At 61.9% G+C, this 25,299-nt stretch carries 25 protein-coding genes; 8 read left to right on the top strand and 17 right to left on the bottom strand.

What is annotated here, in order from left to right; translation table 11 throughout:
* Positions 1 to 18: 18 nt before the first annotated feature.
* The 3 genes from WG899_RS01440 to WG899_RS01450 all read right to left on the bottom strand — a co-directional run bounded on the left by WG899_RS01440 (position 19) and on the right by WG899_RS01450 (position 2,636).
* Positions 19 to 825 carry a ferritin-like domain-containing protein gene (locus WG899_RS01440; RefSeq protein WP_339594213.1) on the bottom strand — a complete coding sequence of 269 codons (807 nt, stop codon included), beginning with the start codon at positions 823 to 825 and terminating at the stop codon, positions 19 to 21.
* Between the two features lie 226 nt (positions 826 to 1,051).
* Complete coding sequence (locus WG899_RS01445) at positions 1,052 to 2,266, bottom strand: M56 family metallopeptidase (protein ID WP_339593837.1); 1,215 nt, start codon at positions 2,264 to 2,266, stop codon at positions 1,052 to 1,054.
* Positions 2,259 to 2,636 (bottom strand): BlaI/MecI/CopY family transcriptional regulator, encoded by a 378-nt coding sequence (locus tag WG899_RS01450; protein WP_339593838.1) that lies wholly within the window; start codon positions 2,634 to 2,636, stop codon positions 2,259 to 2,261. Before WG899_RS01450 ends, WG899_RS01445 begins: the two co-directional genes overlap by 8 nt.
* Before the next feature lie 318 nt (positions 2,637 to 2,954).
* Here WG899_RS01450 and WG899_RS01455 point away from each other — a divergent pair, with 318 nt between their 5' ends.
* From WG899_RS01455 to WG899_RS01470, 4 genes are all read left to right on the top strand, one after another.
* Positions 2,955 to 3,488, top strand: coding sequence for a gamma carbonic anhydrase family protein (locus tag WG899_RS01455; RefSeq protein WP_339593839.1), 534 nt, complete (start codon positions 2,955 to 2,957; stop codon positions 3,486 to 3,488).
* Positions 3,485 to 4,453: an Hsp33 family molecular chaperone HslO gene (hslO, locus tag WG899_RS01460; RefSeq protein ID WP_339593840.1), complete on the top strand. Its 969-nt coding sequence runs from the start codon at positions 3,485 to 3,487 to the stop codon at positions 4,451 to 4,453. The genes WG899_RS01455 and hslO overlap by 4 nt, the downstream gene beginning before the upstream one ends.
* A gap of 163 nt (positions 4,454 to 4,616) precedes the next feature.
* Positions 4,617 to 5,231 carry a LysE family translocator gene (locus tag WG899_RS01465; RefSeq protein WP_339593841.1) on the top strand — a complete coding sequence of 205 codons (615 nt, stop codon included), beginning with the start codon at positions 4,617 to 4,619 and terminating at the stop codon, positions 5,229 to 5,231.
* Between the two features lie 42 nt (positions 5,232 to 5,273).
* Positions 5,274 to 6,338: a 6-phosphofructokinase gene (locus tag WG899_RS01470; protein WP_339593842.1), complete on the top strand. Its 1,065-nt coding sequence runs from the start codon at positions 5,274 to 5,276 to the stop codon at positions 6,336 to 6,338.
* 37 nt (positions 6,339 to 6,375) lie between these two features.
* Here the strand turns inward: WG899_RS01470 and WG899_RS01475 are convergent, their stop codons facing one another.
* From WG899_RS01475 to WG899_RS01530, 12 genes are all read right to left on the bottom strand, one after another.
* Positions 6,376 to 7,038: an AAA family ATPase gene (locus WG899_RS01475; RefSeq protein WP_339593843.1), complete on the bottom strand. Its 663-nt coding sequence runs from the start codon at positions 7,036 to 7,038 to the stop codon at positions 6,376 to 6,378.
* Positions 7,039 to 7,066: 28 nt separating this feature from the next.
* On the bottom strand, positions 7,067 to 7,711 hold the full coding sequence (pnuC, locus tag WG899_RS01480; RefSeq protein ID WP_339593844.1) for a nicotinamide riboside transporter PnuC: 645 nt from the start codon (positions 7,709 to 7,711) through the stop codon (positions 7,067 to 7,069).
* Between the two features lie 47 nt (positions 7,712 to 7,758).
* On the bottom strand, positions 7,759 to 8,028 hold the full coding sequence (locus WG899_RS01485; RefSeq protein ID WP_339593845.1) for a septum formation initiator family protein: 270 nt from the start codon (positions 8,026 to 8,028) through the stop codon (positions 7,759 to 7,761).
* Between the two features lie 55 nt (positions 8,029 to 8,083).
* The gene (eno, locus tag WG899_RS01490; RefSeq protein WP_339593846.1) at positions 8,084 to 9,367 is read right to left on the bottom strand and encodes a phosphopyruvate hydratase; all 1,284 of its coding nucleotides are present in this window, start codon (positions 9,365 to 9,367) and stop codon (positions 8,084 to 8,086) included.
* A gap of 82 nt (positions 9,368 to 9,449) precedes the next feature.
* Positions 9,450 to 9,737 (bottom strand): DUF1330 domain-containing protein, encoded by a 288-nt coding sequence (locus WG899_RS01495; protein ID WP_339593847.1) that lies wholly within the window; start codon positions 9,735 to 9,737, stop codon positions 9,450 to 9,452.
* Between the two features lie 121 nt (positions 9,738 to 9,858).
* Entirely contained in the window at positions 9,859 to 10,716 is an 858-nt protein-coding gene (kdsA, locus tag WG899_RS01500) for a 3-deoxy-8-phosphooctulonate synthase (RefSeq protein ID WP_339593848.1), read from the bottom strand.
* A 13-nt stretch (positions 10,717 to 10,729) separates the two neighbouring features.
* Positions 10,730 to 12,373, bottom strand: a complete 1,644-nt coding sequence (gene pyrG / locus WG899_RS01505) for a CTP synthase (RefSeq protein WP_339593849.1) — start codon at positions 12,371 to 12,373, stop codon at positions 10,730 to 10,732.
* 43 nt (positions 12,374 to 12,416) lie between these two features.
* The gene (locus WG899_RS01510; protein WP_339593850.1) at positions 12,417 to 13,325 is read right to left on the bottom strand and encodes an alpha/beta hydrolase; all 909 of its coding nucleotides are present in this window, start codon (positions 13,323 to 13,325) and stop codon (positions 12,417 to 12,419) included.
* A gap of 19 nt (positions 13,326 to 13,344) precedes the next feature.
* Positions 13,345 to 15,945, bottom strand: coding sequence for a DNA mismatch repair protein MutS (gene mutS, locus WG899_RS01515; RefSeq protein ID WP_339593851.1), 2,601 nt, complete (start codon positions 15,943 to 15,945; stop codon positions 13,345 to 13,347).
* A 149-nt stretch (positions 15,946 to 16,094) separates the two neighbouring features.
* A complete protein-coding gene (locus WG899_RS01520) occupies positions 16,095 to 16,997 on the bottom strand; it encodes a GNAT family N-acetyltransferase (RefSeq protein ID WP_339593852.1) in 903 nt (300 codons plus the stop codon).
* Positions 16,998 to 17,126: 129 nt separating this feature from the next.
* The gene (locus WG899_RS01525; protein WP_339593853.1) at positions 17,127 to 18,218 is read right to left on the bottom strand and encodes a response regulator; all 1,092 of its coding nucleotides are present in this window, start codon (positions 18,216 to 18,218) and stop codon (positions 17,127 to 17,129) included.
* 236 nt (positions 18,219 to 18,454) lie between these two features.
* Positions 18,455 to 19,420 (bottom strand): inositol monophosphatase family protein, encoded by a 966-nt coding sequence (locus WG899_RS01530; protein WP_339593854.1) that lies wholly within the window; start codon positions 19,418 to 19,420, stop codon positions 18,455 to 18,457.
* Positions 19,421 to 19,605: 185 nt separating this feature from the next.
* On the opposite strand from WG899_RS01530, the gene WG899_RS01535 reads away from it, so the two are divergent.
* Both WG899_RS01535 and cysE read left to right on the top strand, forming a co-directional pair.
* Positions 19,606 to 20,373 (top strand): RNA methyltransferase, encoded by a 768-nt coding sequence (locus WG899_RS01535; RefSeq protein ID WP_339593855.1) that lies wholly within the window; start codon positions 19,606 to 19,608, stop codon positions 20,371 to 20,373.
* Positions 20,374 to 20,417: 44 nt separating this feature from the next.
* On the top strand, positions 20,418 to 21,197 hold the full coding sequence (gene cysE, locus WG899_RS01540; protein WP_339593856.1) for a serine O-acetyltransferase: 780 nt from the start codon (positions 20,418 to 20,420) through the stop codon (positions 21,195 to 21,197).
* Between the two features lie 26 nt (positions 21,198 to 21,223).
* Here the strand turns inward: cysE and mog are convergent, their stop codons facing one another.
* Together mog and yjgA are read right to left on the bottom strand one after the other, a co-directional pair.
* Positions 21,224 to 21,841, bottom strand: a complete 618-nt coding sequence (gene mog / locus WG899_RS01545; protein ID WP_339593857.1) for a molybdopterin adenylyltransferase — start codon at positions 21,839 to 21,841, stop codon at positions 21,224 to 21,226.
* Positions 21,834 to 22,400: a ribosome biogenesis factor YjgA gene (gene yjgA / locus WG899_RS01550; protein WP_339593858.1), complete on the bottom strand. Its 567-nt coding sequence runs from the start codon at positions 22,398 to 22,400 to the stop codon at positions 21,834 to 21,836. The genes mog and yjgA overlap by 8 nt, the downstream gene beginning before the upstream one ends.
* A 222-nt stretch (positions 22,401 to 22,622) precedes the next feature.
* On the opposite strand from yjgA, the gene pmbA reads away from it, so the two are divergent.
* Complete coding sequence (gene pmbA / locus WG899_RS01555; RefSeq protein ID WP_339593859.1) at positions 22,623 to 24,047, top strand: metalloprotease PmbA; 1,425 nt, start codon at positions 22,623 to 22,625, stop codon at positions 24,045 to 24,047.
* Between the two features lie 169 nt (positions 24,048 to 24,216).
* Positions 24,217 to 25,299 carry a TRAP transporter substrate-binding protein gene (locus WG899_RS01560; RefSeq protein ID WP_339593860.1) on the top strand — a complete coding sequence of 361 codons (1,083 nt, stop codon included), beginning with the start codon at positions 24,217 to 24,219 and terminating at the stop codon, positions 25,297 to 25,299.

The raw sequence follows: 25,299 nt of genomic DNA on the forward strand, positions 1-25,299 counted from the left end.
GCCGGCCGGCCTGTCGGCTCAAGCTTGTGACCAAGCCTGCAAATACGCCAATTCCTCCGCACTGAAGCCCGCCGCCTCACGCGCTTGCACATTGAAGGGCGGCCTCAGTTTTGGCGCCTCATAGCGCTGGACCAGTTCGGGGTAAAGCGCGATCGGGTTCAGACCTTGCTGTTGACAGAGATAGGCATACCAGCGATTGCCAATCAACACATGGCCGACCTCGTCACGAAGGATGACGTCCAGAATCTCGACCGCTTTGTGATCGCCGGCGCGAGCCAACTTGGCCTGCAAAGGCGGAGTGGCGTCCAGCCCGCGCGCTTCCAGCGTGCGCGGCACCAAGGCCATGCGCGCCAGCACATCGCCGGCAGTGCGCTCGGCCATGGTCCACAGACCGTCATGGGCGTCAAAGTCACCGTAGCAGCGGCCCAGACTGTCTTGCAGGTGCTGGTGCAAAAGATCGAAATGAAATGCCTCTTCGGCCGCCACCTGGAGCCAGTCCATATAAAACGCCGCCGGCATATCGGGGAAACGCCAAACCGCGTCGAGGGCCAGGTTGATCGCATTGAACTCAATATGCGCGATGGCATGCAGCAATGCAGCCCGGCCTTCGGGGGTGAACGGCGAACGGTTCGGCACTTGTAGCGCCGACAGCAGGCGCGGCCGCTCGGGCCGCCCGGGTAGTTCCGCCGGCCGTTCAAACCGCCGAGCCACTTCCAAGCTGGTGCCGCCTTGCTGTGCCAGTTCGTACAAGTCGCGCGCCGCTGGCGCCTTGGTACTGGGGTCCTTGAGGCAAAGAATATCGAGTGCAGCGGCGCGGATTTCCATGCGCGGGATTATCGCGTTGTGGGCTGGGGCACCGGGTGGCGCTGTCATCTCGATGTGGAGTTGCTGCCGGCGAAATGTGCTCACGAAGCGAGCTTGCGCATGCCGTCAAATGGGTGATGTACGGCAGCTCCGTGCCCGTTGCAGACACTCAGAAAATTACTAGTCAAACTCGAATAGCAGCCACTTAGCGTCTAAATCGACGGCGTCATGCCAAAGGTTCTAGACGCTATCGCTGGGTCGGGACGAAATCGACGGGAACCAGCTTGACGACCCTCTTCATCACGAAATCAGGTCCTCCGTCTGGCGCCGGGAAGGTCAACACCATCGACATGCCCGGGAGTCCAATTTGTGTGTGATTGCCGTCCAACTTCTGCACCGGGGTACCGAAACTACGCTCCGTTCGAACACGCAGTTGGCCGTCGGATTGTTGAGTAACAGTCATAAGAACTTCCCAGTGACCGCCACCATCGCCAGGATCAATGCCGATGGTGGCAGGAACACCCAGCTCCACAAGAAGTGCGGGATTTGAAACATGCGCTCCGATGCGAATCTCAGTCTGGATATAGGCCCGCTGCGCGTTTGAATTGTTGGCAGGCGCAGTCTGTGCTGCCCATGCCAGTCCAACGGTACTCAGCAAACCTAACCCCAACAAGGCAAAACGGCGACGTGGCGACACTTCGTGATGTTTCAGCATGGTGATTCTTTCTACGAGAGGGTGGGTTGAGCTCCAATGACTTGCCAGCGGCGTGTCACGACTTTGGAAAGAATGGGTGGCCAGGAGCGCACGGATATAAGCTGCTTTGGAATTGGGTTGTTTACGCAGCACGGCAGCGTCGCAAGCTAACTCTTGGTCTGCACGCATTCGATGAACTGCCCACCAGGCCAATGGATTCCACCAGTGCAGTGCGGTCAACAAGGTAGCAAACAGGTTCCATAGGTTATCCAAGCGCATCCGGTGTACCGCTTCGTGTGCAAGGATGAGTTCACGCTCCTCGGGCGAAAACCGCAGTTCAAAGTCCGCTGGTAAGGCAACACGTGGGCGCAGCAGGCCCACAAGGGCGGGGCTGGACCCGGCGGGTAGCGGCTCAGTGAGTCGGATCAATCTCCAATGTCGCCAAGCGCACAGGGCAAGGACGACGAGGGTGCCGGTAAGCCATACAAGCAGCCATGGCAACATGTTGTTGACATGCGGCATGGATGGCATCGCGGTGAGGCCAGTTGCAGCAGTGCCATCAGCAGCGGCCCATACGATCTGCAATGGCTCGCTGCTTGGCCGTGGGAGAGTTGGCGTCAGTAGGAGCGCGGGAACCAAAAGCCACCCTGCGTAGACGATGTCAGCACCTTGGCGAAGCAGCACCGGGCGTACGGCTCGCAGCAGGATGACAGCCAAACTGAGTATCAGCGCCTGCTGCAGACCTTTAAGCAAAAGGTTTTCAATCATCCTCTTGCTCCTTCAGCAATGCTTTGAGCGCCGCGATATCTGCCTTGGAGAGTTTTCGTTGCGCTGCAAACTGCGCCACAAGTGGCGCTAGACCCCCACCGAACAAACGATCAATGAGAGAAATGCTCTTGCTGCTGAGCCAGGCATCGCGATCCAGTTGTGGCGAGTAGAGGAACCTTCGCCCGTCGCGTACGGCTGAAACTGCGCCCTTTTTCAGGAGGCGATTGATCAAGGTCTTGGTCGTGCTGGCCTGCCATCCTTGACTATTGAGCAGAGTGGCGGCGAGCTCCTCCGCTGCTTGCGGTGCTTGCTGCCAGAGCAGTTCCATCACATGGCTTTCAGCGTCACTAACGGTCGGAATATTTGGCATGAACGATTACATTTGTAGTTACATCAATGATTACAAACATAAACGCTAATGTCAAGGACATCGCTTTAGTTTGGATTTCGCAAGGAACCGGCAAGGCAAGGGTGAAGGAGGTGTACGTGGTGAAAGACCGCTATGGGCACTAAGCCGTGAAACCCAAAAACTGACCCGTCGCGGGTCACCGCTGCAGCCTTGAATCAACAAGGACCTGTGCCTTCGCCCCGATGCCCACGATCAGCCTCCTGCGCCATTGCCGGTGGCAGCCTAAAATCCCGCCTTTGGTTGCAAGGCCAATGACTCAAACAAGGCACAAGGGACGATATGGCTGTTTATCAGTTGGACGAGCATTGCCCCCAGGTGGCCGACTCGGCCTGGGTGGCTGAGAGCGCTGAGGTGATCGGGCGCGTCAGCCTGGGTGCCGATGTGTCGATCTGGTTCCAGGCTGTGTTGCGGGGCGATAGCGAGCAACTGACCATAGGCGCGGGCAGCAATATTCAAGACGGATCGGTCTTGCACGCAGATCACGGTTTTCCCCTGGTTCTGGGCGAAGGCGTGACGGTCGGCCACAAGGTCATGCTGCATGGCTGCACCGTGGGTGATCATTCCTTGATTGGCATTGGCGCGGTGGTCTTGAATGGTGCGCGCATTGGCCGCAACTGCTTGGTGGGTGCCGGCGCTTTGGTGACAGAGGGCAAGGAGTTCCCGGATGGCAGCCTGATCGTTGGCAGCCCGGCCAAGGTGGTGCGTGAATTGAGTCCCGAGCAGATCATCGGCCTGAAGGCCAGTGCGCTGCATTACATCGACAACGGTCGGCGCTATGCGCAAGGCCTGAAGAAGAAAGAAAGCTCTGCATGAGCGAACTGCATAAATTTTTGTTCGAAGGCCTGCCGGTGCGCGGCATGTTGGTGCGTTTGACTGACAGCTGGCGCGAGGTCTTGAAGCGTCGCGAGGTGGTTGGCGCGCATCCGCCCGAGTTGCGTGCTTTGCTGGGCGAGATGGCTGCAGCAGCGGTGTTGATGCAGTCGAACATCAAATTCAACGGCGCGCTGATCTTGCAGGTCTTTGGCGACGGGCCGGTCAAGCTGGCCGTGGCCGAGGTACAGCCCGATTTGAGCTTCCGCGCCACCGCCAAGCTGGTCGGCGAGGTGCCCGAGGGCGCCAAGCTGGAGGCAATGTTGAATGTGCACGGCCAGGGCCGCTGCGCGATCACGCTCGACCCGAAGGACCGTTTGCCCGGCCAGCAGCCCTACCAAGGGGTGGTGCCTTTGCATGGTGACCACCGCGAGCCGCTGCAAAAGCTGTCCGAGGTGCTGGAGCACTACATGCTGCAGTCCGAGCAGCTGGATACCAAGATGGTCTTGTTCGCCAACGACGAGATCGCGGCCGGGTTGCTGATCCAGCGCTTGCCGGTGCAGGGCGAGTCCAATTTGGAAGGCCGTGGCCTGGTCTCGGCCAATGAGGATGAGATCGGTCTGTCCGATGCTTTCAATCGCATCAGCATCCTGGCCTCAACCTTGACCGCTGATGAGTTGCTGGGGCTGGACGCCGAAACCGTGTTGCGCCGCTTGTTCTGGGAAGAAACGGTGCGCCGCTTCGAACCGCAGACGCCGCGCTTTGCTTGCAGCTGTTCGCCCGAGCGCGTGGGCCAGATGCTCAAGGGCCTGGGCCGCGAAGAGGTCGATTCGGTCTTGGCCGAGCGCGGCGATGTGGAAATCGGCTGCGAGTTCTGCGGTCAGCAATATCGTTATGACGCCGTTGATGTGGGCCAGTTATTCGCAGCGCATCACACGCAAGTAGGCGGCAGCGGCACGGTGCAGTAAGGCGTTAGCGCCGACCTTGAAGCGACGGTCGGACAGTTGTTTGTCGGCGCTCAGGTCAAAAATTCGGCGTCTGGGTCTGGCTTCCCGTCGGCTCATTCCGCTCGGCCCTTGAACTGCGGCTTGCGCACTAAGATGGCGCGTCAAATCTTGGTCAGGGGATGTCATGTTCGGTATCGCGGATTACAGCGCCTTCGTTCTCGCCATCATCGTGTTTTTGATGATTCCGGGGCCAGGCAACCTGGCCCTGATCACCTCGACCAGCAAGGGCGGCTTGCGCGGCGGCATGGCCGCAACGCTGGGCGTGATTGCCGGGGACCAAGTTCTGATGTGGTTGGCCGTGGCCGGTGTGGCGGCAATGCTGACGGCTTATCCGAGCGCATTCCATGCGGTGCAGTGGCTCGGTGCGGCTTATCTGGCCTGGCTTGGGTGCAAGATGCTGTTGGTCAAACCGGGCGACGCGCCGGTGCTGAAGATGCGCCCGCAGCAGTTTTTTCGCCAGACCGTGTTGATCACCCTGTTGAACCCGAAGGCGATCGTGTTCTACATGGCGTTCTTCCCACTCTTTGTTGATCCCAAGCGGCACCTCGGTTTGCCAACTTTTGCGGCGATGGCGCTGACGATTGCCGCCTTGACCTTCCTCTACGGATTGGCGATGGTGTTGTTGACCCAACGCTTGGCCGAACGCATGCGGGCCAATCCGCGCGTCAGCCGTTGGCTGAACCGTTTGGCGGGCCTATTCCTGGTCGGCTTCGGCATCAAGCTGGTCATCAGCAAGTAGGGCGAGGCGCGAGCGTTTTTCTAATCAGCCCAGAGGCGCACTATGCATATCGGTATCCTCACCGGCGGTGGCGATTGCCCAGGCCTGAATGCGGTGATCCGCGCCGTCAGCCTGGCCCTGATCAATGACTGCGGCGCCCGGGTGACCGGCATTCGGCAGGGTTTCTTGGGCCTGATAGAGCGGCGTGTCCTGGCCTTGGACCGCGCTGTCGTCGGCGGCATTCTGGCGCAGGGCGGCACCATCCTGGGTACCCATAACCGCTGCGATCCATTTCACTATTTCGCCGAGGGCGGCGCCGATGTCTCGGCGCGCTTGTTGTCCTATGTGCAGGAGCTGGGCCTGGATGCTGTGGTGGTCATCGGGGGCGATGGCTCGATGGCCATTGCCGAGCGGCTGAGCCGCCTGGGCCTGCCGGTGGTGGGCGTGCCCAAGACCATTGACAACGACTTGCCCTTGACCGAGCGCAGCTTCGGCTTTGACAGCGCGGTGGCGGTCGTCACCGAGGCCCTGGATCGCCTGGAGACCACCGCGCGCAGCCATGGCCGCGTGATGATTGCCGAGACGATGGGGCGTTATGCCGGGTGGATCGCGCTGGAGGGTGGCATTGCCGGCGCTGCGGATGTGATCCTGCTGCCGGAGTTGCCCTATGACGTCGAGGTGGTGGCCGAGTTCTGCCGACGTCGTGAGGCACAGGCCGGCCACACGCTGATTTGCATTGCCGAGGGTGCTCATCCGCGAGATGCCGGCATGGTGGTCAGCCAGACGCTGCGCGACAGCCCCGATCCGCTTCGCCTCGGCGGGGTGGGGGCGGTATTGGCCCAGCAGTTGCAGGCGCGCCTGGGCAGCGAGGTGAGGTCAACGCTATTGGGTCATGTACAGCGCGGGGGGGCGCCGACGGCCTTTGACCGCATCTTGGCCACCCAGTTTGGCAGCCATGCCGCGCAGATGATCAGGCAGGGGCGCTTTGGGCATATGGTGGCCTTGCAGGGCGGCGCGCTGACCGATGTTCCCATGTCACGGGTGGCCGAGGGAGGGAACCGGCGGGTTCCGCTGGATCATCCGCTGCTGGTGGCTGCGCACGGCTTGGGGCTTTGCCTGGGTCAGTGATGGTGCGACGGTGTGAGGGCTTAGCGTTGGCGGCGATTTAACGCTTGAAGCTGCGGTGCTCGCATTCCGGCACGTCGCAGTTGTCGCAAGACCAGCGCCACTCGGGCAGCGACTCTTGACGTTCGCTGAGGCGGCTGAACAGTCCCGGGCGCGGCTGTTGCCGCCGCTTCAGCAAGGGCGTGATGGCATTCAATGCCGCCTCAAGCCGCGCCGGGCCGCTGCCGGCCACTACCGCCCAGTTCAAGCCGGCACTCATCAACGCGGCACGAATTGCCGCGTCGATCGGGCGGCGAACATGGGCTCCGTCGCGTTGCAGGCCGTCCGCCACCCACGGCAGATCGAGCGCGGTCAAGAGGGTGAGGGCGCAACGGCGGTGAAAGGCTAGGCCAGCCTGTAGCAGCGAGGCGTCGGCAAACAGGTATTGGCTGTAGATCGCGGTCATCAGCGCGCTGGTGTCACAGATGACGATGTCGTGCTGCAGCGCTGCCACCTCGATGCGCGCGCTTTGTTCGGCGGCGATCTGCGCCTGTTCGTCGGCGCGCGGTGTGCGGCCCTGGGTGTCGCACCATTCGCGCAGATGTTCGTGCACCAAGCCGCAGCGCAGTCCGGTGGCCTCGTTGAGGCGCAGGGTCAGGTCTTGCGCGAGGGTGCTTTTGCCGGTGCTCTCGGCGCCGACAATGGCGATCAGCAGGGCGCTCACGGCTGGTTTTTGAGGCGAGCGGTGTTCATCATTGCGCGAGCGCCGGCGCCGGCCGGACATGGCGCGCCCAGGCACGCCAGCCGGCCACCGACATCGGAATGAAGACCGCGTAAAGAACCACGGTCAACCAATAACCCTTGTAGGCAAACAAGGCTACGCTGACCACATTGACAAGCACCCATACCGTCCAGTTTTCTTGGTATTTGCGCGCCAGCAACCATTGCCCCAAGAGGCTGGCGACCGTGGGCAAGGCGTCCCAGAATGGCAAGGGGGAGTCGGTCTGATGTTGCAGGAACAGGCCCAGCGCCGGCCAGGCCAAGAGGGTGGCCGCCACCGCGGCCGCCAGCCCTTGTGGGCTGAGCCTGCGCACGCGCAAAGCCGCGCCATCATCGCCCTTGCCACGCATCCATTGCCACCAACCCCATAGCGCCAGCGCGGCGAACAGCAGCTGTAAGGAGGCTTCCCCGTACAGCTTGCCGCTCCAGAAGAGCAGAAAGTAAAGCAGCGAGCTGGCAATCGCCAGCGGCCAGGCCAAGATATGGACGCGCATATTGCAGACGACCATCCACACGGCCAGCGCAAAGGCGAGCAGTTCTATCCAGGTGATCGGGCTGCCCAGCAGCTCAAAGGCCGGCAGGAGCAGCGGTTGCAGCTTCAGCAGCAGCGCGTCCATGCTCGAAGAATGTCGGGAAGGAAAAGGAGGCGAAAAAGCGGTTCGCCTTAACGGCGCACCTGGACGTAGATTTCGTCCGGCTTGATCATGCCGAGTTCGAAGCGGGCTTTCTCTTCGACCATCTCGAGACCCTCTCGAAGGTCGCGCAATTCGGCTTCGAGTTGGGCATTGCGCAGCCGCGCCTTGTCGTTCTCGGCTTCGAAATGAGCCACCTCAGCGCGCAACTGCACGCCACGCGGCAAGCCACCCTTGCCCAACCAGAGTTGGGCCTGGATGGCCAGCAAGAAGGCGACGAGAAGCAGGCTGATCGTTTTCACGCGCGCAGTGTAGCCCAGCGGCTGAGTCGCACTCAAGCCGTCGGGCTGGACCCCATCAACGCAGGTTGTAGAAGGCCGAACGACCGGGGTAGACAGCGATGTCGCCCAGATCTTCTTCGATGCGCAGCAGCTGGTTGTACTTGGCCATGCGGTCCGAGCGGCTCAACGAGCCAGTCTTGATTTGGCCAGCGTTCAGGCCGACGGCGATGTCGGAGATCGTGCTGTCTTCGGTTTCGCCCGAGCGGTGCGAAATCACGGCGGTGTAGCCGGCGCGCTTGGCCATCTCGATGGCGGCGAAGGTCTCGGTCAGGGTGCCGATCTGGTTGATCTTGATCAGGATCGAGTTGGCGATGCCCTTGTCGATGCCTTCCTTGAGGATCTTGGTGTTGGTGACGAACAAGTCGTCGCCAACGATCTGCACGTTCTTGCCCAGGCGATCGGTCAGCAGCTTCCATCCGTCCCAGTCGCCTTCGGCCATGCCGTCTTCGATCGAGATGATGGGGTATTTGTCGACCCAGGTGGCCAGCATATCGGTCCACTCTTGGGCCGTCAGGCTCAGGCCTTCGCCTTCGAGGTGGTACTTGCCGTCTTTGTAGAACTCGCTGGCGGCGCAGTCCAGGCCAATGGCGATTTGCTCGCCGGCGGTGTAGCCGGCCTTGTCGATCGCTTCCAGAATCATCTGGATGGCGGCCTCATGGCTCTCAACGCTGGGGGCGAAGCCGCCCTCGTCGCCGACGGCCGTGCTGATGCCCTTGTCATGCAGGATCTTCTTCAGCGCGTGGAACACTTCGGCGCCCCAACGGATTGCTTCGCGGAAGGTCGGTGCGCCAACCGGGATGATCATCAGCTCTTGCAGATCGAGCGTGTTGTTGGCGTGCGCGCCGCCATTGATGACGTTCATCATGGGCACGGGCAACTGGCAGGCACCCATGCCGCCGAAGTAACGGTACAGCGGCAGGCCCGACTCTTCGGCCGCAGCGCGGGCCACGGCCATCGACACCGCCAGCATCGCATTGGCGCCCAGGCGGCTCTTGTTCTCGGTGCCGTCCAGGTCGATCAGGGTACGGTCCAAGAAAGCTTGCTCGGAAGCATCCAGGCCCAGCACGGCTTCGGAGATTTCGGTGTTGATGTGCTCGACGGCCTTCAACACGCCCTTGCCGAGGTAGCGACTCTTGTCGCCGTCGCGCAGCTCGATCGCTTCACGCGAACCGGTCGATGCGCCCGAGGGCACAGCAGCACGGCCCATCACGCCGGATTCCAACAACACATCGCACTCGACGGTGGGGTTGCCGCGGCTGTCCAGGATTTCGCGGCCGACGATGTCAACAATGGCACTCATTCAAGGTCTCCAAAAGGTCAAAAATTCTGTCGGGATGCATCTTGCCAGCTGGCAGTTACCTGCGCTGAACAATCGCGTGGAATCAAACGCCGTCCACCACCACCATGCGCATCACGCCGGCGTTCTCACGCAAGGACTTGGCATGCTGATAGGTCTCGGAGTCATAAAAAGCTTTGGCCGTGGTCCGGTCTGTAAAGCGCAGCAGGACCAAGCGGCTGGGCGTCCAAGGGCCTTCCAGGACCTCGAACTCGCCTCCGCGCACCAGCACCTCGGCGCCATGCTCTTGCATGGCACGGGTGGACCATTCGCGGTATTTGGCCATCTGCTCGGGGTTGGTGACGGTGACGTCGGCGAGGATGTAGGCGCTCATGGATGATTGACTAAGGTGGCTTGGGTAGGGAGGCTTACGCCAAGGTGGCCAGTTCAGGCCTTGGATTCGTTTTGCACAAGGGAATCAGGATCCGAAGCCAGTTTTGCGGAATGACTTCAACTTAGCAGCTGAAGTCGTTCTCAAGCAGCGGCTGGCTCTTGACCACGCGGTCGAGGGCCACCAGTTGCTCCAGCAAGGCGCGCATATGCTTCAGCGGCACGGCGTTGGGCCCATCAGACCAGGCCTCTTGCGGGCGCGGGTGGGTTTCCATGAAGAGACCCGCCACACCGGCAGCGACACCGGCACGCGCCAGCACCGGCACCATTTCGCGGGCGCCGCCGCTGCTGGTGCCTTGACCACCGGGTTTTTGCACCGAGTGGGTCACATCAAACACCACCGGTGCGCCGGACTTGCGCATCTCGGCCAGGCTGCTCATGTCGGCAACTAGGTTGTTGTAACCAAAGCTAACGCCGCGCTCACAGGCTAGGAAGCGGTCTTCCGACAGGCCGGCTTCGCGCGCAGCGTCGCGGGCCTTGTCGATGACGTTCTTCATGTCCCAAGGGGCCAGGAACTGCCCCTTCTTGATATTGACCGGCTTGCCAGACTTGGCCACTGCGCGGATGAAGTCCGTCTGGCGGCACAAAAACGCAGGGGTCTGCAACACGTCAACCACGCTGGCGACTTCGGCCACCTGCGACTCATCATGCACATCGGTGATGATGGGCAGTTGCAGTTGCTTGCGCACCTCGTCCAAGATTTTCAGGCCCGCGTCAATGCCCACACCGCGCCGGGTCGAGCCCGAGGAGCGGTTGGCCTTGTCGAAGGAGCCCTTGTAGATCAGCGGAATGCCCAGGGCCGTGCAGACTTCCTTCAGTTGGCCGGCGACGTCGAGGGACATTTCCAGCCCCTCGATCGAGCAGGTACCGGCGATCAAGAAGAAAGGCCGGTCGATGCCGACCTCAAAACCGCAAAGCATCATGAGCTAGATTCCTTCAGGGCTGTTGGTGGTCCAGCGCCGCCTTGATGAAGGCGGTGAACAGCGGGTGGCCGTCCCAAGGGGTGGACTTGAACTCGGGGTGGAACTGCACGCCCACATACCAGGGGTGAACCGTGCGGGGCAACTCCACCATCTCGGTCAGCTTCTCGCGCTGGGTGATGGCCGAGATGACCAAGCCCGCTTTTTGCAATTGATCGAGGTAATGCTCATTGGCCTCGTAGCGGTGCCGGTGGCGCTCGCTGACCACGGGGCCATAGATGTCATGGGCCAGGGTGCCGGGGGCTACGTCAGAGCTCTGGGCGCCCAGGCGCATGGTGCCGCCCAGATTGGACTTCTCGTCGCGCTTTTGAATGCTGCCGTCGGCGTCTTGCCACTCGTCGATCAAGGCGATCACCGGGTGCGGGGTCTCGGGGTCAAACTCGGTCGAGTTGGCGCCGCTCAGGCCCGCCATATGGCGCGCGTATTCAATCGTTGCGACCTGCATGCCCAGGCAGATTCCCAGGTAGGGCATCTTGTGTTCGCGGGCATATTGAGCCGCCAAGATCTTGCCTTCCACGCCGCGCTTGCCGAAGCCGCCGGGCACCAGGATGGCGTCGTACTGCTTCAGTTGGTCGATGTTGGCCGCACTCAGCAGCTCCGAATCCACATACTCGATATTGACGCGAGCGTGGTTGTGGATGCCGGCGTGGCGCAGCGCCTCGTTGAGCGACTTGTAGGAGTCGCTCAAGTCGGTGTACTTGCCGCACATGGCGATGGTGACGTTCTTGGCCGGGTTCAGCACCTCGTGCACCAGGGTGTCCCAACGCTTCAGGTCGGTGGACTTGGTGTTGAGTTGCAGCTTGGTGCAGATCAGCTGATCTAGACCTTGCTCGTGCAGCATGCGGGGTACTTTGTAGATGGTGTCCACATCCCACATCGAGATCACGCCGTACTCGGGCACATTGGTGAAGAGCGAAATCTTTTCGCGCTCGTCGTCCGGAATGCGGCGGTCGGCGCGGCACAGCAACGCGTCGGGCTGAATGCCGATTTCGCGCATTTTCTGCACCGTGTGCTGGGTCGGCTTGGTCTTCAATTCGCCGGCAGCGGCGATCCAAGGCACATAGGACAGATGCACAAAGGCGACATTGTTCGGGCCGGCCTTCAGGCTCATCTGACGCGCCGCTTCCAGGAAGGGCAGCGATTCGATGTCACCGACGGTGCCGCCGATTTCAACAATGGCCACATCGACCGCATCGGCAGTGCCGACACCGGCGCCACGACGCACGAAGTCTTGGATCTCGTTGGTGATGTGCGGAATCACCTGAACGGTCTTGCCGAGGTAGTCGCCGCGGCGTTCCTTCTCCAGCACCGACATATAGATCTGTCCGGTGGTGAAGTTATTGGCGCGCTTCATGCGCGTGGTGATGAAGCGCTCGTAGTGGCCCAGATCGAGGTCGGTTTCCGCGCCGTCTTCGGTGACGAACACCTCGCCGTGCTGGAAGGGGGACATCGTGCCCGGATCCACATTGATGTAGGGATCGAGCTTGATCAGGGTGACCTTGAGGCCGCGAGATTCGAGAATGGCAGCCAGTGAAGCTGATGCGATGCCCTTGCCGAGTGAGGACACCACACCGCCCGTGACGTAGACGTATTTGGTCATGTCTTGCAGCGTCCATCAAAAACGCTGTGGTGGTAAAGCGCGATTATAGAGGAGCGGAATCGTCGGATTTTGGACTCAGCTCGGTCGGTAGCATCACTTTGAGCATTTGTAGCACCAAGGCGGCCGTCTCATCGGGGCGTTCGAAGGGGTAGAGGTGCGAGCCATCCATCCAGGCAAAGTGCTGTTGTGCCAAGGCTTTGCTGGCGCCGCTGCCGGCTTGGCGCAACTCTTCCGACTCGGTGCCGGCGATAAAGCCGACCGGGCATTGCGGCGGATGGTGCTGCATCACGCGGCCCAGGTGATGCGGCAGGGTGTCGTAGATATGGGTTTCCAACTCGCGCCGAAAGCGCAGATGAGTCTTGCCATCGGCGCGCTCTTCAAAGCCGCTCTCCACATAGTCCTTCAACACACGCGGGTCCCAGCGTGCAAATTTATGTTTGGCGGCGAAATGCGCCAACACTGCCTGGCGGTCCGGCCATTCATGGCGACGCTGACGCGATACCCGGCCCGGCGACAGACGCGGCATCAGGCGAGAGGCCTTCATGGCCCGCACGCTATGGGCGCGCCAGCCGGTCAGCAGCGGTGAGTCCAGCATCACCAAGGCTTGGGCTAGATCGGGGCGGCGGCAAGCGACCAAAAGGCTGAGTAAGCCGCCGAGTGAATGCCCAACCAAAACCACCGGGCCAGGCTTGGAGCCAATTTCAGTTTCGATGAAATGAATCAACTGATCGCGCAGATGCGGCCAGTTGCTGGTGACCGGAAAGGCTGGATCATGGCCAATCAGCGGTAGCGCATGAACCGTCCAACCGGCGCTTCGCCAGGCTTCGAACAAGAGGCGATAACAACCGGCGCCAAACCCATTGGCGTGGGAGAAAACAATCGTCTTGGAGGGACTGGCCTGGCTGCTCATGCTGTTCTTGCTGTACTCGATATGTCCCGGCGTCGCGCTCATCACGCGGCGGCCTCCGCCATCAGGGCTTGGACGCCGGCTTGCTCAACTTCTTCAGTTGATAGATCAGCGCCAGCGCATCGCGCGGGCTCAAGGCGTCGGGGTCGATATCTTCCATGGCTTGGGCCAAGGCACTGGTCTCCTCGGTGACAGTGGGCTCGGGCAAGGGGGGCGCGGCGAACAGGTCAATCTGCACCTTGGCGTCAGTCGCCTTGGCCTCCAATGCCTCCAAGGTAGCGCGGGCTTGCCGCACCAGACTCGCCGGCATGCCGGCCAGACGGGCCACCTGCACACCGTAGCTGCGGCTGGCTGGGCCCGGCTGAATCTCATGCAAGAAGACGATCGAGTCACCGCTTTCCACCGCGCCCACATGACAGTTGATCGCCTGCGTATGTTTGGCCGGGAATTCGGTCAATTCAAAATAGTGGGTGGCAAACAGGGTGAAGCAGCGGCTCTTGTCGTGCAAATGGCTGGCAATGGCGCCAGCCAGAGCCAGACCGTCAAAGGTCGAGGTGCCGCGGCCAATTTCGTCCATCAGCACCAGCGATTGATCGGTGGCGCTGTGCAGAATTGCCGCGCCCTCGGTCATCTCCAGCATGAAGGTCGACTGCGCATTGGCTAGGTCGTCGGCGGCGCCGATGCGGGTGTGGATGGCATCCATCGGCCCCAGCCGGCAGGCGCTGGCGGGCACAAAAGAGCCCATTGCCGCCAGCAGACTGATCAAGGCCACTTGGCGCATAAAGGTGCTCTTGCCGCCCATATTCGGGCCGGTGATCATCAGCATGCGGGTGCGGGCGTCGAGCCGGCAATCGTTGGCCATGAACTCGCCGGCGCCGGTTTCACGCAGGCGCGCCTCCACCACCGGATGGCGGCCGCCCATGATATCGATGCAGGGCTGGTTGACGAACTCTGGGCGGCACCAGCGCAGACTATGAGCGCGCTCGGCCAGGGCGGCCAAGGCGTCCAGGCTGGCCAGGGCGCGGCCCAGCGCCGTCAAGGCTTGCAGCTCTTCGGTCAGTTGGTCCAGCAGCAGTTCGTACAGAAGCTTTTCACGCGCCAAGGCGCGCTCCTGCGCCGACAAGGCCTTGTCCTCGAAGGCCTTCAGCTCGGGGGTGATGTAGCGCTCGGCATTTTTCAGCGTCTGGCGGCGCTGATAGTCCAGCGGCACCTTGTCGACCTGACCCTGTGTGACCTCGATATAAAAACCGTGCACCCGGTTGAACTGCACGCGCAGATTCGGGATGCCGGTGCGGGCGCGTTCCCGCGTTTCCAGCTCGAGCAAGAAGGCGTCGCAGTTGTTCTGGATGGCTCGCAGCTCGTCCAGCTCGGTGTCGAAGCCATCGGCGATCACGCCGCCGTCTCGCACCAGCACGGCCGGCTCTTCGGCAATGGCTTTACTCAGCAGATCTTCGATATGGGGCGAGGCACGCAGGCCCTGGGCCAAATCGTCCAGCAAGGGGCTGCCGGCGGGCAGCGTGTGCTGCAGGGCGGGCAGCAACTGCAGGGTGCTGCGCAGGCCGGTCAGCTCGCGCGGGCGCACCTGGCGCAGCGCGATGCGGGCGGCGATTCGCTCCACATCAGACACCTGGCGAAGGACCTCGCGCAGCGCCTCCGGCGAAGCACGCAGGAAGGCATCGATGGCGCCGTGGCGCGCCAGCGCTTCGCCACGCTCACGCTTGGGGTGCAGCAGCCAATGGCGTAGCGCGCGGCTGCCCATGCCGGTGCGGCAGCTGTCCAGCAAGGACATCAGCGTCGGTGCGCTTTCGCCGCGCAGGGTCTGTGTTAACTCGAGATTACGTTGTGTGGCCGGTGGCAGGTCGAGCAGATCGCTGCTGCGCTGCACCTGCAGGCTTTTGACATGGGCCAGCGCCCGGCCTTGTGTGTGTTCGGCATAGCTGAGCAAGGCCGCGGCAGCGGCATGGGCGGATTGCAACTCATGTGCATTGAAGCCGGCCAAGCTGGCCACGCCGAGTTGCTCGCAAAGCTTGCGTGCGCCCAAATTGCTGTCGAACTGCCAACTGGGGCGGTTGGTGATGGCCACATGCGCGGCCAGCACGCCAGCGGGCTGCCGTTCGCGGTCCACCAGCACCTCGGCCGGGCTCAAGCGTGCCAACCAGGAGGGCAGTTCCTTGTCGCTGCATTCGGCCAGCCCGAGCTGACCTTGGGTCATCGACAACCAGGCCAGCCCGTGGTTCTTGCCCTGCTGAACCACCGCGAGCAAGACCGAGTCCTGCTTGTCCGCCAGCAACTCGCTGTCGGTGACGGTGCCAGGCGTGACCACGCGCACCACCTTGCGCTCGACCGGCCCTTTGCTGGTGGCGACATCGCCGACCTGCTCGGCGATTGCCACCGCTTCACCCAACTTGATCAGCTTGGCCAGATAGCTTTCCAAAGCATTGACCGGAATGCCGGCCATCACCACCGGCTGGCCGGCGCTCTGTCCACGCGCGGTCAAGGTGATGTCCAGCAGCGCATTGGCCTTGCGGGCGTCGTCAAAGAAGACCTCATAGAAGTCGCCCATGCGAAAGAACACCAATTCATCCGGATGTTCGGCCTTGATACGGAGGTACTGGGCCATCACGGGCGTGTGGGCGCTGAAGTCTTGTGGGGCCTTGGAGGTCATGAGCAAGTGATGAAAATGGGCAAGGCCCTCAAGCGAGGGCCTTGTTGCTGGCTGTTTTTGGGCATACGGGCCGGGTTCCGGAGTGTAGGCCAGTCTGGGCCGTCGCCTGACGGGCGGGGGGGGCAGCGGCGGCGCTCGATTCAGCCCTGTCAGCCGGCCCGTAGGCAGCGCCGCATCAGCAGTTGATGCAAGGGGCTGCGGGTGAATCCGGCTTCAAGCATCGCGCGGCCGCCCACGTCGGCGCGATGCAATTCATGTGCGCGGCAGTGCAGCGTGGAGTGTTGGGCGCGCAGGCGGCGCAGCAAGTGCAAAGCATGGGTTTGGGCCGGGTCACGGTCAATCAGGCTGGCGATATGCAGCGTCGCCGCGTCCGCATGATGGAAGACCAGCAGCGCGCTGCCCAGTTGCCAGGCTTGTAGCGGCTGACTGTTGGTGGCCAGCACGGCGGCCGTCACTTGCAGTGGCAGGTCGCGAAAATGCTCGCGCTCCGCCTGTTGCAGCCACGCCAAGGCCTGCTCACGGCTCAGTTGCAGCTCTTCGGCTTCGGTCGGGCATTCGAGCGGTGCCGTGCTCGGCGCCAGTGACCCCAAGGGTTCCGCCTCGTAGCCATGCAACTCGTGCAAGGCCTTGAAACCGCGGCTTTGGTAGAGCCGCAAGGCACGTTCGTTCTGGGCGAAGACTTCCAGTTCCACCTCTTGCATGCCCGCCGCTTCGGCGCGGGCAATGAAGTCATCCAAAAGACGAGGCGCGGCGCCACTGCCGCGCGCGGCCGGCACCGCCCCCATGCTGGCAAGCCGCCACACCGATAAATCGGTGCGCGGGGCCGCCAAGGCAAAGGCCAGAACCTGCTGTTCAGTCAACTGTGCACTCAAGGCGACCTGGCTCAATGAAAGAGCTATGCATTGGCGGGCCAGCAACTGTGGCCACTGCGCAAGCTCTACATCGAAAGGGCCAATGAGATAGTCGGCAAAGGCTTCGCTAACGCTCGCATGCAACTGCGCGGTGTCAACGCTGGCGGCATTTTTCAGTTCAAACAGTGGGGCGTCGGGCATGGGGGTGAGTGGGGTTGTTGCTGGCGGCGAAGTGTTCGGCGCGCTAGGGTAATGCACTCCGCGATCGCAAGCCTGCAACCTGCAGATTAATGCGCCCGTAGGAGGCGCAGGTGCAAGGCTTGAGACGGGTCAGTCTTCGCTGAAGCGTTCGGCGATGGCGACAAAGTCATCGAAACAAGCCTTGAAGACCTCGACCAAACGCGGGTCGAAGTCCTTGCCGCTGCAGCCCATGATGATCGCGCGCGCTTCCTCGGTGCTCATCATTGATTTGTAGACGCGTTTGCTGATCAGCGCGTCAAACATATCCGCCATGGCCATCAGCTGCGCCGAGATTGGTATGGCGGCGCCGGCAAGCCCGTCGGGGTAGCCGCTGCCGTCCCATTTTTCGTGGTGCGAGCGAACAATCTCTTTGGCCACCTTCAGGAATTCAAGCGGCATGTCGATGTCGCGCTCGGCCAACTCGATGGCTTTGCAGCCCTGCATCGAGTGGGTCCGCATGACCTGCCATTGCTCGGCATCCAGTGGTCCGGGCTTGAACAGGATGCTGTCGGGGATGCCGACCTTGCCGATATCGTGTAGCGGCGTGGACAGGGTCAGCAGGTGGATGTAGCGGTCGCTGAGTGCATCGCGAAAGTCGGGGTGCTCACGCAGTCGCAGGGCCAGCATCCAGACGTAGTTTTGTGTGCGCAGCAAATGGTTGCTGGTTTCGGGGTCGCGGATTTCGGCCAGGTGCGCCAGCGCGCGGATGCTGACGCGCTGGGTCTGGTCGTTTTCCGCCATGCGCCGCGAGATCTCGGCCTCGAGCAAGCTGTTTTGATCCTGCAGCCAGTCACGCGCCCGCTTGGCTTCAATTTGGCTGCGCACGCGGGCCAAGACCACAGAAGGCTTGAATGGCTTGGTGATGTAGTCGGCGGCGCCCAGATGCAGGCCGCGCTCTTCATCGCTTGAGTCCGTCAAGGCGGTGAGAAAGATCACCGGGATGTCGGTCGTTGCCGGGTCGGTGCGCAAGGTGGCTAGCACGGCAAAGCCGTCCATCTCGGGCATTTGGACGTCGAGCAGGATGAGGTCGGGGCGCGGTAACTGCTGACTCAATTGCAGCGCGTCAGGGCCGCTGGTGCAGGCCAGCACACGGTAGTCGGTTTGCAGCAGCTCATTCAACATGCAGAGGTTGATGTCAGAGTCATCAACGATCAGAACGGTGGGGCGCTGGTCTGCAAGCATGCGGTCTCCAAGGTCGACGGCCAGTAGCTTCCCGCGCAGTCGCCCAATGGCGTGCACCGCAAGGAGTTAGGCGCCGGGGTTGGGCTTGAACTCGGCCCCTATCGTCGCCGTGCCAACTTTGCTTGGCAAGCGGGGCTCCCGTTATCTGCGCTGGACTCGCTGCAAAAACGACAATGCCCTGCGCCAGAGCTCTGGGGCAGGGCATCGTTGTTTAGCGCGGGCTTGCCGCGCTGGGATCAGTTTGCGTTGTCGCTACTGGTTTTGCGAATGCGCACGCTGCTGCGCTTTTTCGGCTCGGCAGCAACGCTGGCCGACAAGGCGGCCACGGCTGCGTCGGGTGCCGGTGTTCCATCGTTCGCTTCCGTTGCCGAGCCTTCCCCGTCGGCGGCGATCACGCGTGTGTAAGGCGCCAGGATGGTGACCAGTTGGCCGTAGATCTTGGGGCTGCCAGCCACCACTTCGCGCTGGTGCAGGAAGTCGGATTCGCCGGTGAAGTTGCCCACCAGGCCACCAGCCTCGGTGATGATCAAGGAGCCGGCTGCCACGTCCCAAGGTTGCAGACCGGTTTCAAAGAAGGCGTCGTAGTAGCCGGCGGCCACATAGCAGAGGTCCAAGGCCGCAGCGCCCGGGCGGCGCAGGCCGGCGCATTCGACCATCACCGCTTCGAACATCTTCATATAGCGCTTGAAGTTGTCGCCGCGACGGAAGGGGAAGCCGGTGCCGATCAAGGCGTCGCTCATGCGGGTGCGCTTGGAAACGCGCAGGCGGCGGTCATTCATGAAGGCGCCGCGACCCTTGGTGGCGTAGAAAAGGTCGTTGCGGGTGGGGTCGTACACAACGGCTTGTTGCACCACGCCACGGTGCGCCAGCGCGATCGATACGCAGTACATCGGCAGGCCGTGGATGAAGTTGGTGGTGCCGTCGAGCGGATCGATGATCCAGACGTATTCAGAATGCTTGGCGCCATGCTCGCGGCCCGACTCTTCGGCGAGGATGCCATGGTCGGGGTAGGCTTGCAGCAGCGTTTCGATGATGATTTTTTCGGCAGCTTGGTCCACCTCGGTCACAAAGTCATTGGGCGACTTGGTGTTGATCTTCAGGATGTCGAGGTCCATGGAGGCGCGGTTGATGATGGCACCGGCCGCACGCGCCGCCTTGATGGCGACATTGAGCATGGGATGGAGTGAAGCTTGCTGCGTCATTCGTAAAAACCTTGGTTGGCCTGGTGCATGGCTTGTGACCATGGACTCGGGAGGTGGACTGGCGGAAAAAAAGAGCGACCCGGTCCCGGGGACTAGGCCCGGACTCAGGATAATCCCGCATTTTAGCCGAGCGAGCCCAAATCCTCCAAATGCCAAAGCGCTTTGGATGTGATGTCCGCGTTGATATGACACGATTTATCCTGATTCAGACCAGCCACGCCGGCAATGTCGGGGCGACCGCCCGCGCCATGAAGGTGATGGGTTTTTCGGACCTGGTGCTGGTCAAGCCGCGTTTTGCGGATGTGCTGTGTCAGGAAGAAACAGTGGCCATGGCGAGCGGCGCGGCCGACATCCTTGCCCGCGCCCGCATCGTCGAATCGCTGGAGGAGGCGCTTGACGGTGTCAGCTTCGCCTGCGCCACGGCGATGACGCCCCGCGACTTTGGGCCGCCCGTGCGGGAGCCGCGGGCCTTGTTTGCGGAATTGGCGGCGGGCCAGCACAAGCTTGGCTTGGTGTTTGGTTCCGAGCGCTATGGCATGAGCAACGAAGATGTCTATCGTTGCCACGCGGTGCTGTCGATCCCGACGCATCCGGATTACGGCTCATTGAACCTGGCCCAGGCCGTGCAACTCTTGGCTTATGACTGGCGCCAGGCGCTCGGCGGCTTCACGGTGGCGCCGCGCACGGAAGACCCCAATTACGCCGATGCGAAAGGCGTGCAGGGTCTGCTGGCGCATTTGCAGAGTTCGTTGGAGGCCATTGGCTATTTGGACCCCGCTGCACCGAAGAAATTGATTCCACGTTTGAATCAGTTGTTCAATCGTGCGCACCTGACGAATGAAGAGGTGCAAATCTTCCGCGGCATTGCCCGCGCGATGGTCGAAGTCCCGCGCAGCCCGCATGCCAAGCGCCCACCCCAGGGCCGTAGCGATACCGTCGCCAGCGAAGATTGAAACGCACCGCTAAACTGGCCAGCCACCTTTTCACCCGAGTCCTCATGTTCCAGCGCATCCGCGAAGACATTGCCTGCATTCTTGAACGCGACCCTGCCGCCCGCACGGCTTGGGAGGTCTTGACCTGTTACCCGGGTCTGCATGCCTTGATCTTGCATAGACGCGCACATTGGTGCTGGACTCATGGCCTGAAATGGCTGGGGCGCTTCATCTCGCATTGCAATCGTTTCTTGACCGGCATCGAGATTCACCCGGGGGCCACCATTGCTCGCAAGGTCTTCATTGACCACGGCATGGGTGTCATCATTGGCGAAATGGCCGAGATCGGCGAAGGCTGCACAATTTATCAAGGCGTGACCCTGGGCGGTACCGCCTTGGTGAAGGGTGCCAAGCGGCATCCAACGCTGGAGGCGGGCGTCATCATCGGCGCCAATGCTTGCGTCTTGGGCGGCTTCACCGTGGGGGCCGGCGCACGTGTCGGTTCGGGGGCTGTGGTGACCAAGCCGGTGCCGCCCGGCGCCACCGCAGTGGGCAACCCAGCCCGCATCATCGAAGCCAAGGCCGATGTCAAACGCGAAGAGGCCGCGGCCAAGATGGGTTTCTCGGCCTATGGTGTCAGCCAGGGTGACGACCCGATGGCCCAGGCGCTGCGAGGCCTGATCGACAACGCCGCGGGTCATGAGCACCAGATTGCGCTGCTCTGGCAGGCAGTGTGCAAGTTGTCGGCGGCCTCGCGTTCCCCGGTGGGTGATTGCGTGCCCCAGGATGCACAGCAGGACGAGGCCTTTGACGCCGCCTCCTTGACCCGTTTGGTCAAGGAGTAAGTGCGGCGGCAGTGCGCCGAGAGCGCTCAGCCTGCGCTGCGGGCAGGGCGCTGGGCCGACTTGGGTCGGAAGGCGCGCACAATCTCTTCGCGGCTTTCCAGATAGGGGCCACCGATCAAGTCGATGCAGTAAGGCACGGCCGCAAAGATGCCGTCCACCAACTGCTTGCCTTCGGCGTCTTTCAAGCCTGCCAGCGTTTCCGCAATCGCCTTGGGCTGGCCAGGCAGATTGATGATCAAGGCCTTGCCGCGAATCACCGCCACCTGGCGCGACAGGATGGCCGTCGGCACAAAGCGCAGCGAGATCTGCCGCATCTGCTCGCCAAAGCCGGGCATCTCCTTGTCGGCCACGTCGAGCGTGGCTTCGGGTGTCACATCACGCAAGGCGGGGCCGGTGCCGCCGGTGGTCAAGACCAGATCGCAAGCGGCGCCGTCCACCAAGTCACGCAGGGTCTGCGCGATCAAGTCGCGCTCATCGGGGATCAGGCGGGCTTCAAAGTGAATCGGGTTGTGCAAGGCCTTGCCTAACCAGTCCTGCAGTGCTGGCAGACCCTTGTCCTCGTAGACCCCGCTGGAGGCGCGGTCGCTGATCGACACGATACCGATGCGGACCGCCTCCGGTGCGGTCTGGCTTGACTCACTCATCGGCCGAGTCCTCGGCCGAGTTTTCGTCCGGCGAGCCGCGCAATTGCTCGGTTTTGATGAACTGGAATAAATCGCGGAAGGCGCGGCCGGAGCGTTGCTCGGGGGCCGCGGCCGCATCCTTGCGGGCGGCGCGTACCAAGCTGCGCAGCTGCTGCACATCAATGCCTTCATGTTCGTTGATGAACTGCTGCAACGCGCTGTCGTCTGCCAACAGGCGCTCGCGCCAACGCTCACTTTGGTGCAGGGCCAGGCTGTCCTTGGCGTGGCCCAGTTTGAAGGCGGCCACCGCTTCACGCAGCGGCTCAGGGTCGATCCGGCGCATCAGCTTGCCGATGTATTGCATCTGGCGCCGGCGGCCTTCATGCGAGGTGATTTTCTTGGCGGCGCGCAAAGCGTCGGACAGAATCTCCGGCAGCGCCAGGGGCTCAAGGCGGCTGGCCGGCAGGGTCAGCAGCTCTTCACCCAAAGCCTGCAACTCGGTCATGTCGCGCTTGAGTTGGCTTTTGCTGGGACGATCGAAGTCGTCGTCCTCGGCTGCGAATTCTTCTTGTGTTCTCATGGTGCTATCGGGGCTGAATGGAGGGGCGCTGGCGTATCTGTGCTGGGCATCTGAGTTGGGACTGTGCAGCCTGTTGGCTGGATGAGGTCGCATCTGAGACTGGCGGCACGCGCAGCGTGGCTCGGTGGCTCGTATGATTGTCCCCCAGTTCTGATTCTCAGCGCAGCATCCGGTGTTCAGCCGACGGCTGCGCCGCTTTTCCATTATCCGGCTCATCATTCCATGTCCAAGCTCGTCAAGCCCTCTTCACGCCCCAGCGCCAGCAGCAATGCCGAATCCGGTCCGACCGGCGGCAGCGGCTTTGCTTACCGGGTGGATCAATTCCAGCAATTGATCGAAGACGTGTTGGCCGAGGCCAAGAAGCTTGGTGCATCCGACGCCGGCGCCGAGGTCTCCGAGGGCTGTGGCCTGTCGGTTTCCACGCGCATGGGGAGCCTGGAAAACGTCGAGCGCAACCGCGACAAGTCACTGGGCGTTTCGGTCTATGTCGGTCAGCGACGCGGTAATGCCAGCACCTCGGACTTTTCGCCCAAGGCCCTGCAAGACACCGTGCGGGCGGCCTTTGATATTGCCCGCTTCACCGCCGAAGATCCGGTGGCCGGCCTGCCTGACGAAGAAGACTTGTCGCTCGATGCCAGCAGCCGGCCCGCCTTGGACTTGTTCCACCCCTGGGCCATTGACGCCCAAGCGGCGGGTGAGTTGGCCTTGCGTTGCGAGGCCGCAGCGTTTGCCGTCGATCGACGCATCAGCAATAGCGAGGGCGCCGCTGTGTCGGCGCAGCAGTCGCATTTTTATTTGGGCAATAGCCGCGGCTTTCGCGGGGGCTACGCCAGTTCGCGGCACTCGATCTCGGTGGCACCGATTGCCGGCCGCGGCGTGCAGATGCAGCGGGACTCTTGGTACAGCTCGATGCGCGACGCTGCGGACCTGAGTTCTGCCGAGGCCATTGGGCGTTATGCAGCCGAGCGGGCCTTGGCCCGATTGAAGTCGCGCCGCGTGGCAACGGCCGAGGTGCCGGTTTTGTTCGAGAGCACGGTGGCAGCCGGCCTTTTGGGGGCGCTGGTCCAGGCCACCAGTGGCGGCTCCTTGTACCGTCGTGCCAGTTTCTTGCTGGACAGTCTGGGTAAGCCGGTGCTTGCGCCGCACATCGATATTCATGAGAACCCACATGAAATCAAGGGTAAGGGCAGCGCCCCGTTCGACGATGAAGGGGTCACCACGCGGCCGCGTACTGTGGTGGAGGCCGGCGTTTTGCAGGGCTACTTCTTGTCGACGTATTCGGCCCGCAAATTGGGTATGCGTACGACCGGTCACGCCGGCGGCTCGCACAATCTGCGCATGACTTCGCGTTGGACGGCGCCCGGCGACGATTTGAAGACGATGTTGCGCCGTCTCGGGACCGGCCTTTTTGTCACCGAGTTGATGGGGCAGGGCGTCAACTACGTGACCGGCGACTACTCGCGCGGTGTTAGCGGCTACTGGGTGGAGCAGGGCGAGATCGCCTTCCCCGTCCATGAGGTGACGATCGCCGGCAATTTGAGCGAGATGTTCCAGAACATCATTGGCATTGGCTGCGATACCTACACGATGGGTGGCAAAACGATTGGTTCGGTGCTGCTTTCCAAGATGAAGCTGGCGGGCAGCTAATGCTGTTTTTCAGCGCAATTTAAGCTGCTGTTTATCTATTGTTCATTTAAGCATTCCGCCCCCTGAAAGTGGGGCGTTTTTGCCCGGGTTTGCCCGCGGTGAATGGGTATTTTTGGCGCCCTAGAATCGGCTTGCATTTTCGCGCAATCCAAAAACTAGGAGTTCCAAAATGGAGCGTCGTTCCTTTGTTCGGCAGGCTGGTCTGGCAGGCGTTTTGGCTGCTGGTGTGGCACCCGCCGTCGTTCATGCACAGGCCAATGTGCGTTGGCGCCTGGCCTCGAGTTTTCCGAAGTCCTTGGACACCATTTTTGGTGCTTCCGATGTGTTTGCCAAGAAGGTCAGCGAAATGTCTGGCGGCAAATTCCAGGTTGCCGTGCATGCGGGCGGCGAGTTGATGCCTGCCTTCGGTGTGGTGGACGGCGTCCAGAACGGCACCGTCGAGATGGCTCATACGGCGCCCTACTATTTCTTCGGCAAGGACGAGACCTTTGCGCTGGGTTGCGCCGTGCCTTTCGGCCTGAACAGTCGCCAGATGAGCGCATGGATGGTGGAGGGCAACGGCCTGAAGCTGATGCGCGAGTTCTATCGCAACTACAACATCATCAACTTCCTGGGTGGCAATACCGGCGCGCAAATGGGCGGCTGGTATCGCAAGGAGATCAAGTCGATCGCCGATATCAAGGGCATGAAAATGCGCATCGGTGGCTTTGCGGGCAAGGTGCTTGAGCGCATGGGCGGCGTGCCGCAAAACATCCCTGGCGGCGAAATCTACTCCGCCTTGGAAAAAGGCACCATCGACGCGGCCGAGTGGGTGGGCCCCTACGATGACCAGAAACTGGGCTTCAACAAGGTTGCTCCGAACTACTACTACCCTGGCTGGTGGGAAGGCGGCCCGCAACTGGACTTCTTCATCAACACCAAGGCCTATGAGGCCCTGACGCCCGAGTACAAGGCGATCGTTGAAGCTGCCGCCGCGGTCGCGCATGTCGACATGCAGGCCAAGTACGACGCCAAGAATCCGGCTGCCCTGAAGCAGTTGGTCGGCTCGGGCACCAAGCTGTTCAAGTTCCCCAAGGACGTGATGGACTCTGCCTTCAAGGAATCGATGGCGCTGTACAGCGAGTTGTCCGGCAAGAACCCGAACTGGAAGAAGGTCTACGAGGATTATTCGAACTTCCGCCGTGATCAGAACCTCTGGTTCCGTTTTGCTGAAGCCGGTTTTGACGACTTTATGCAGGCACAGAAGCTGTAA

It is taken from the genome of Paucibacter hankyongi, from assembly GCF_037482915.1.
GTDB lineage: Bacteria > Pseudomonadota > Gammaproteobacteria > Burkholderiales > Burkholderiaceae_C > Paucibacter_A > Paucibacter_A hankyongi.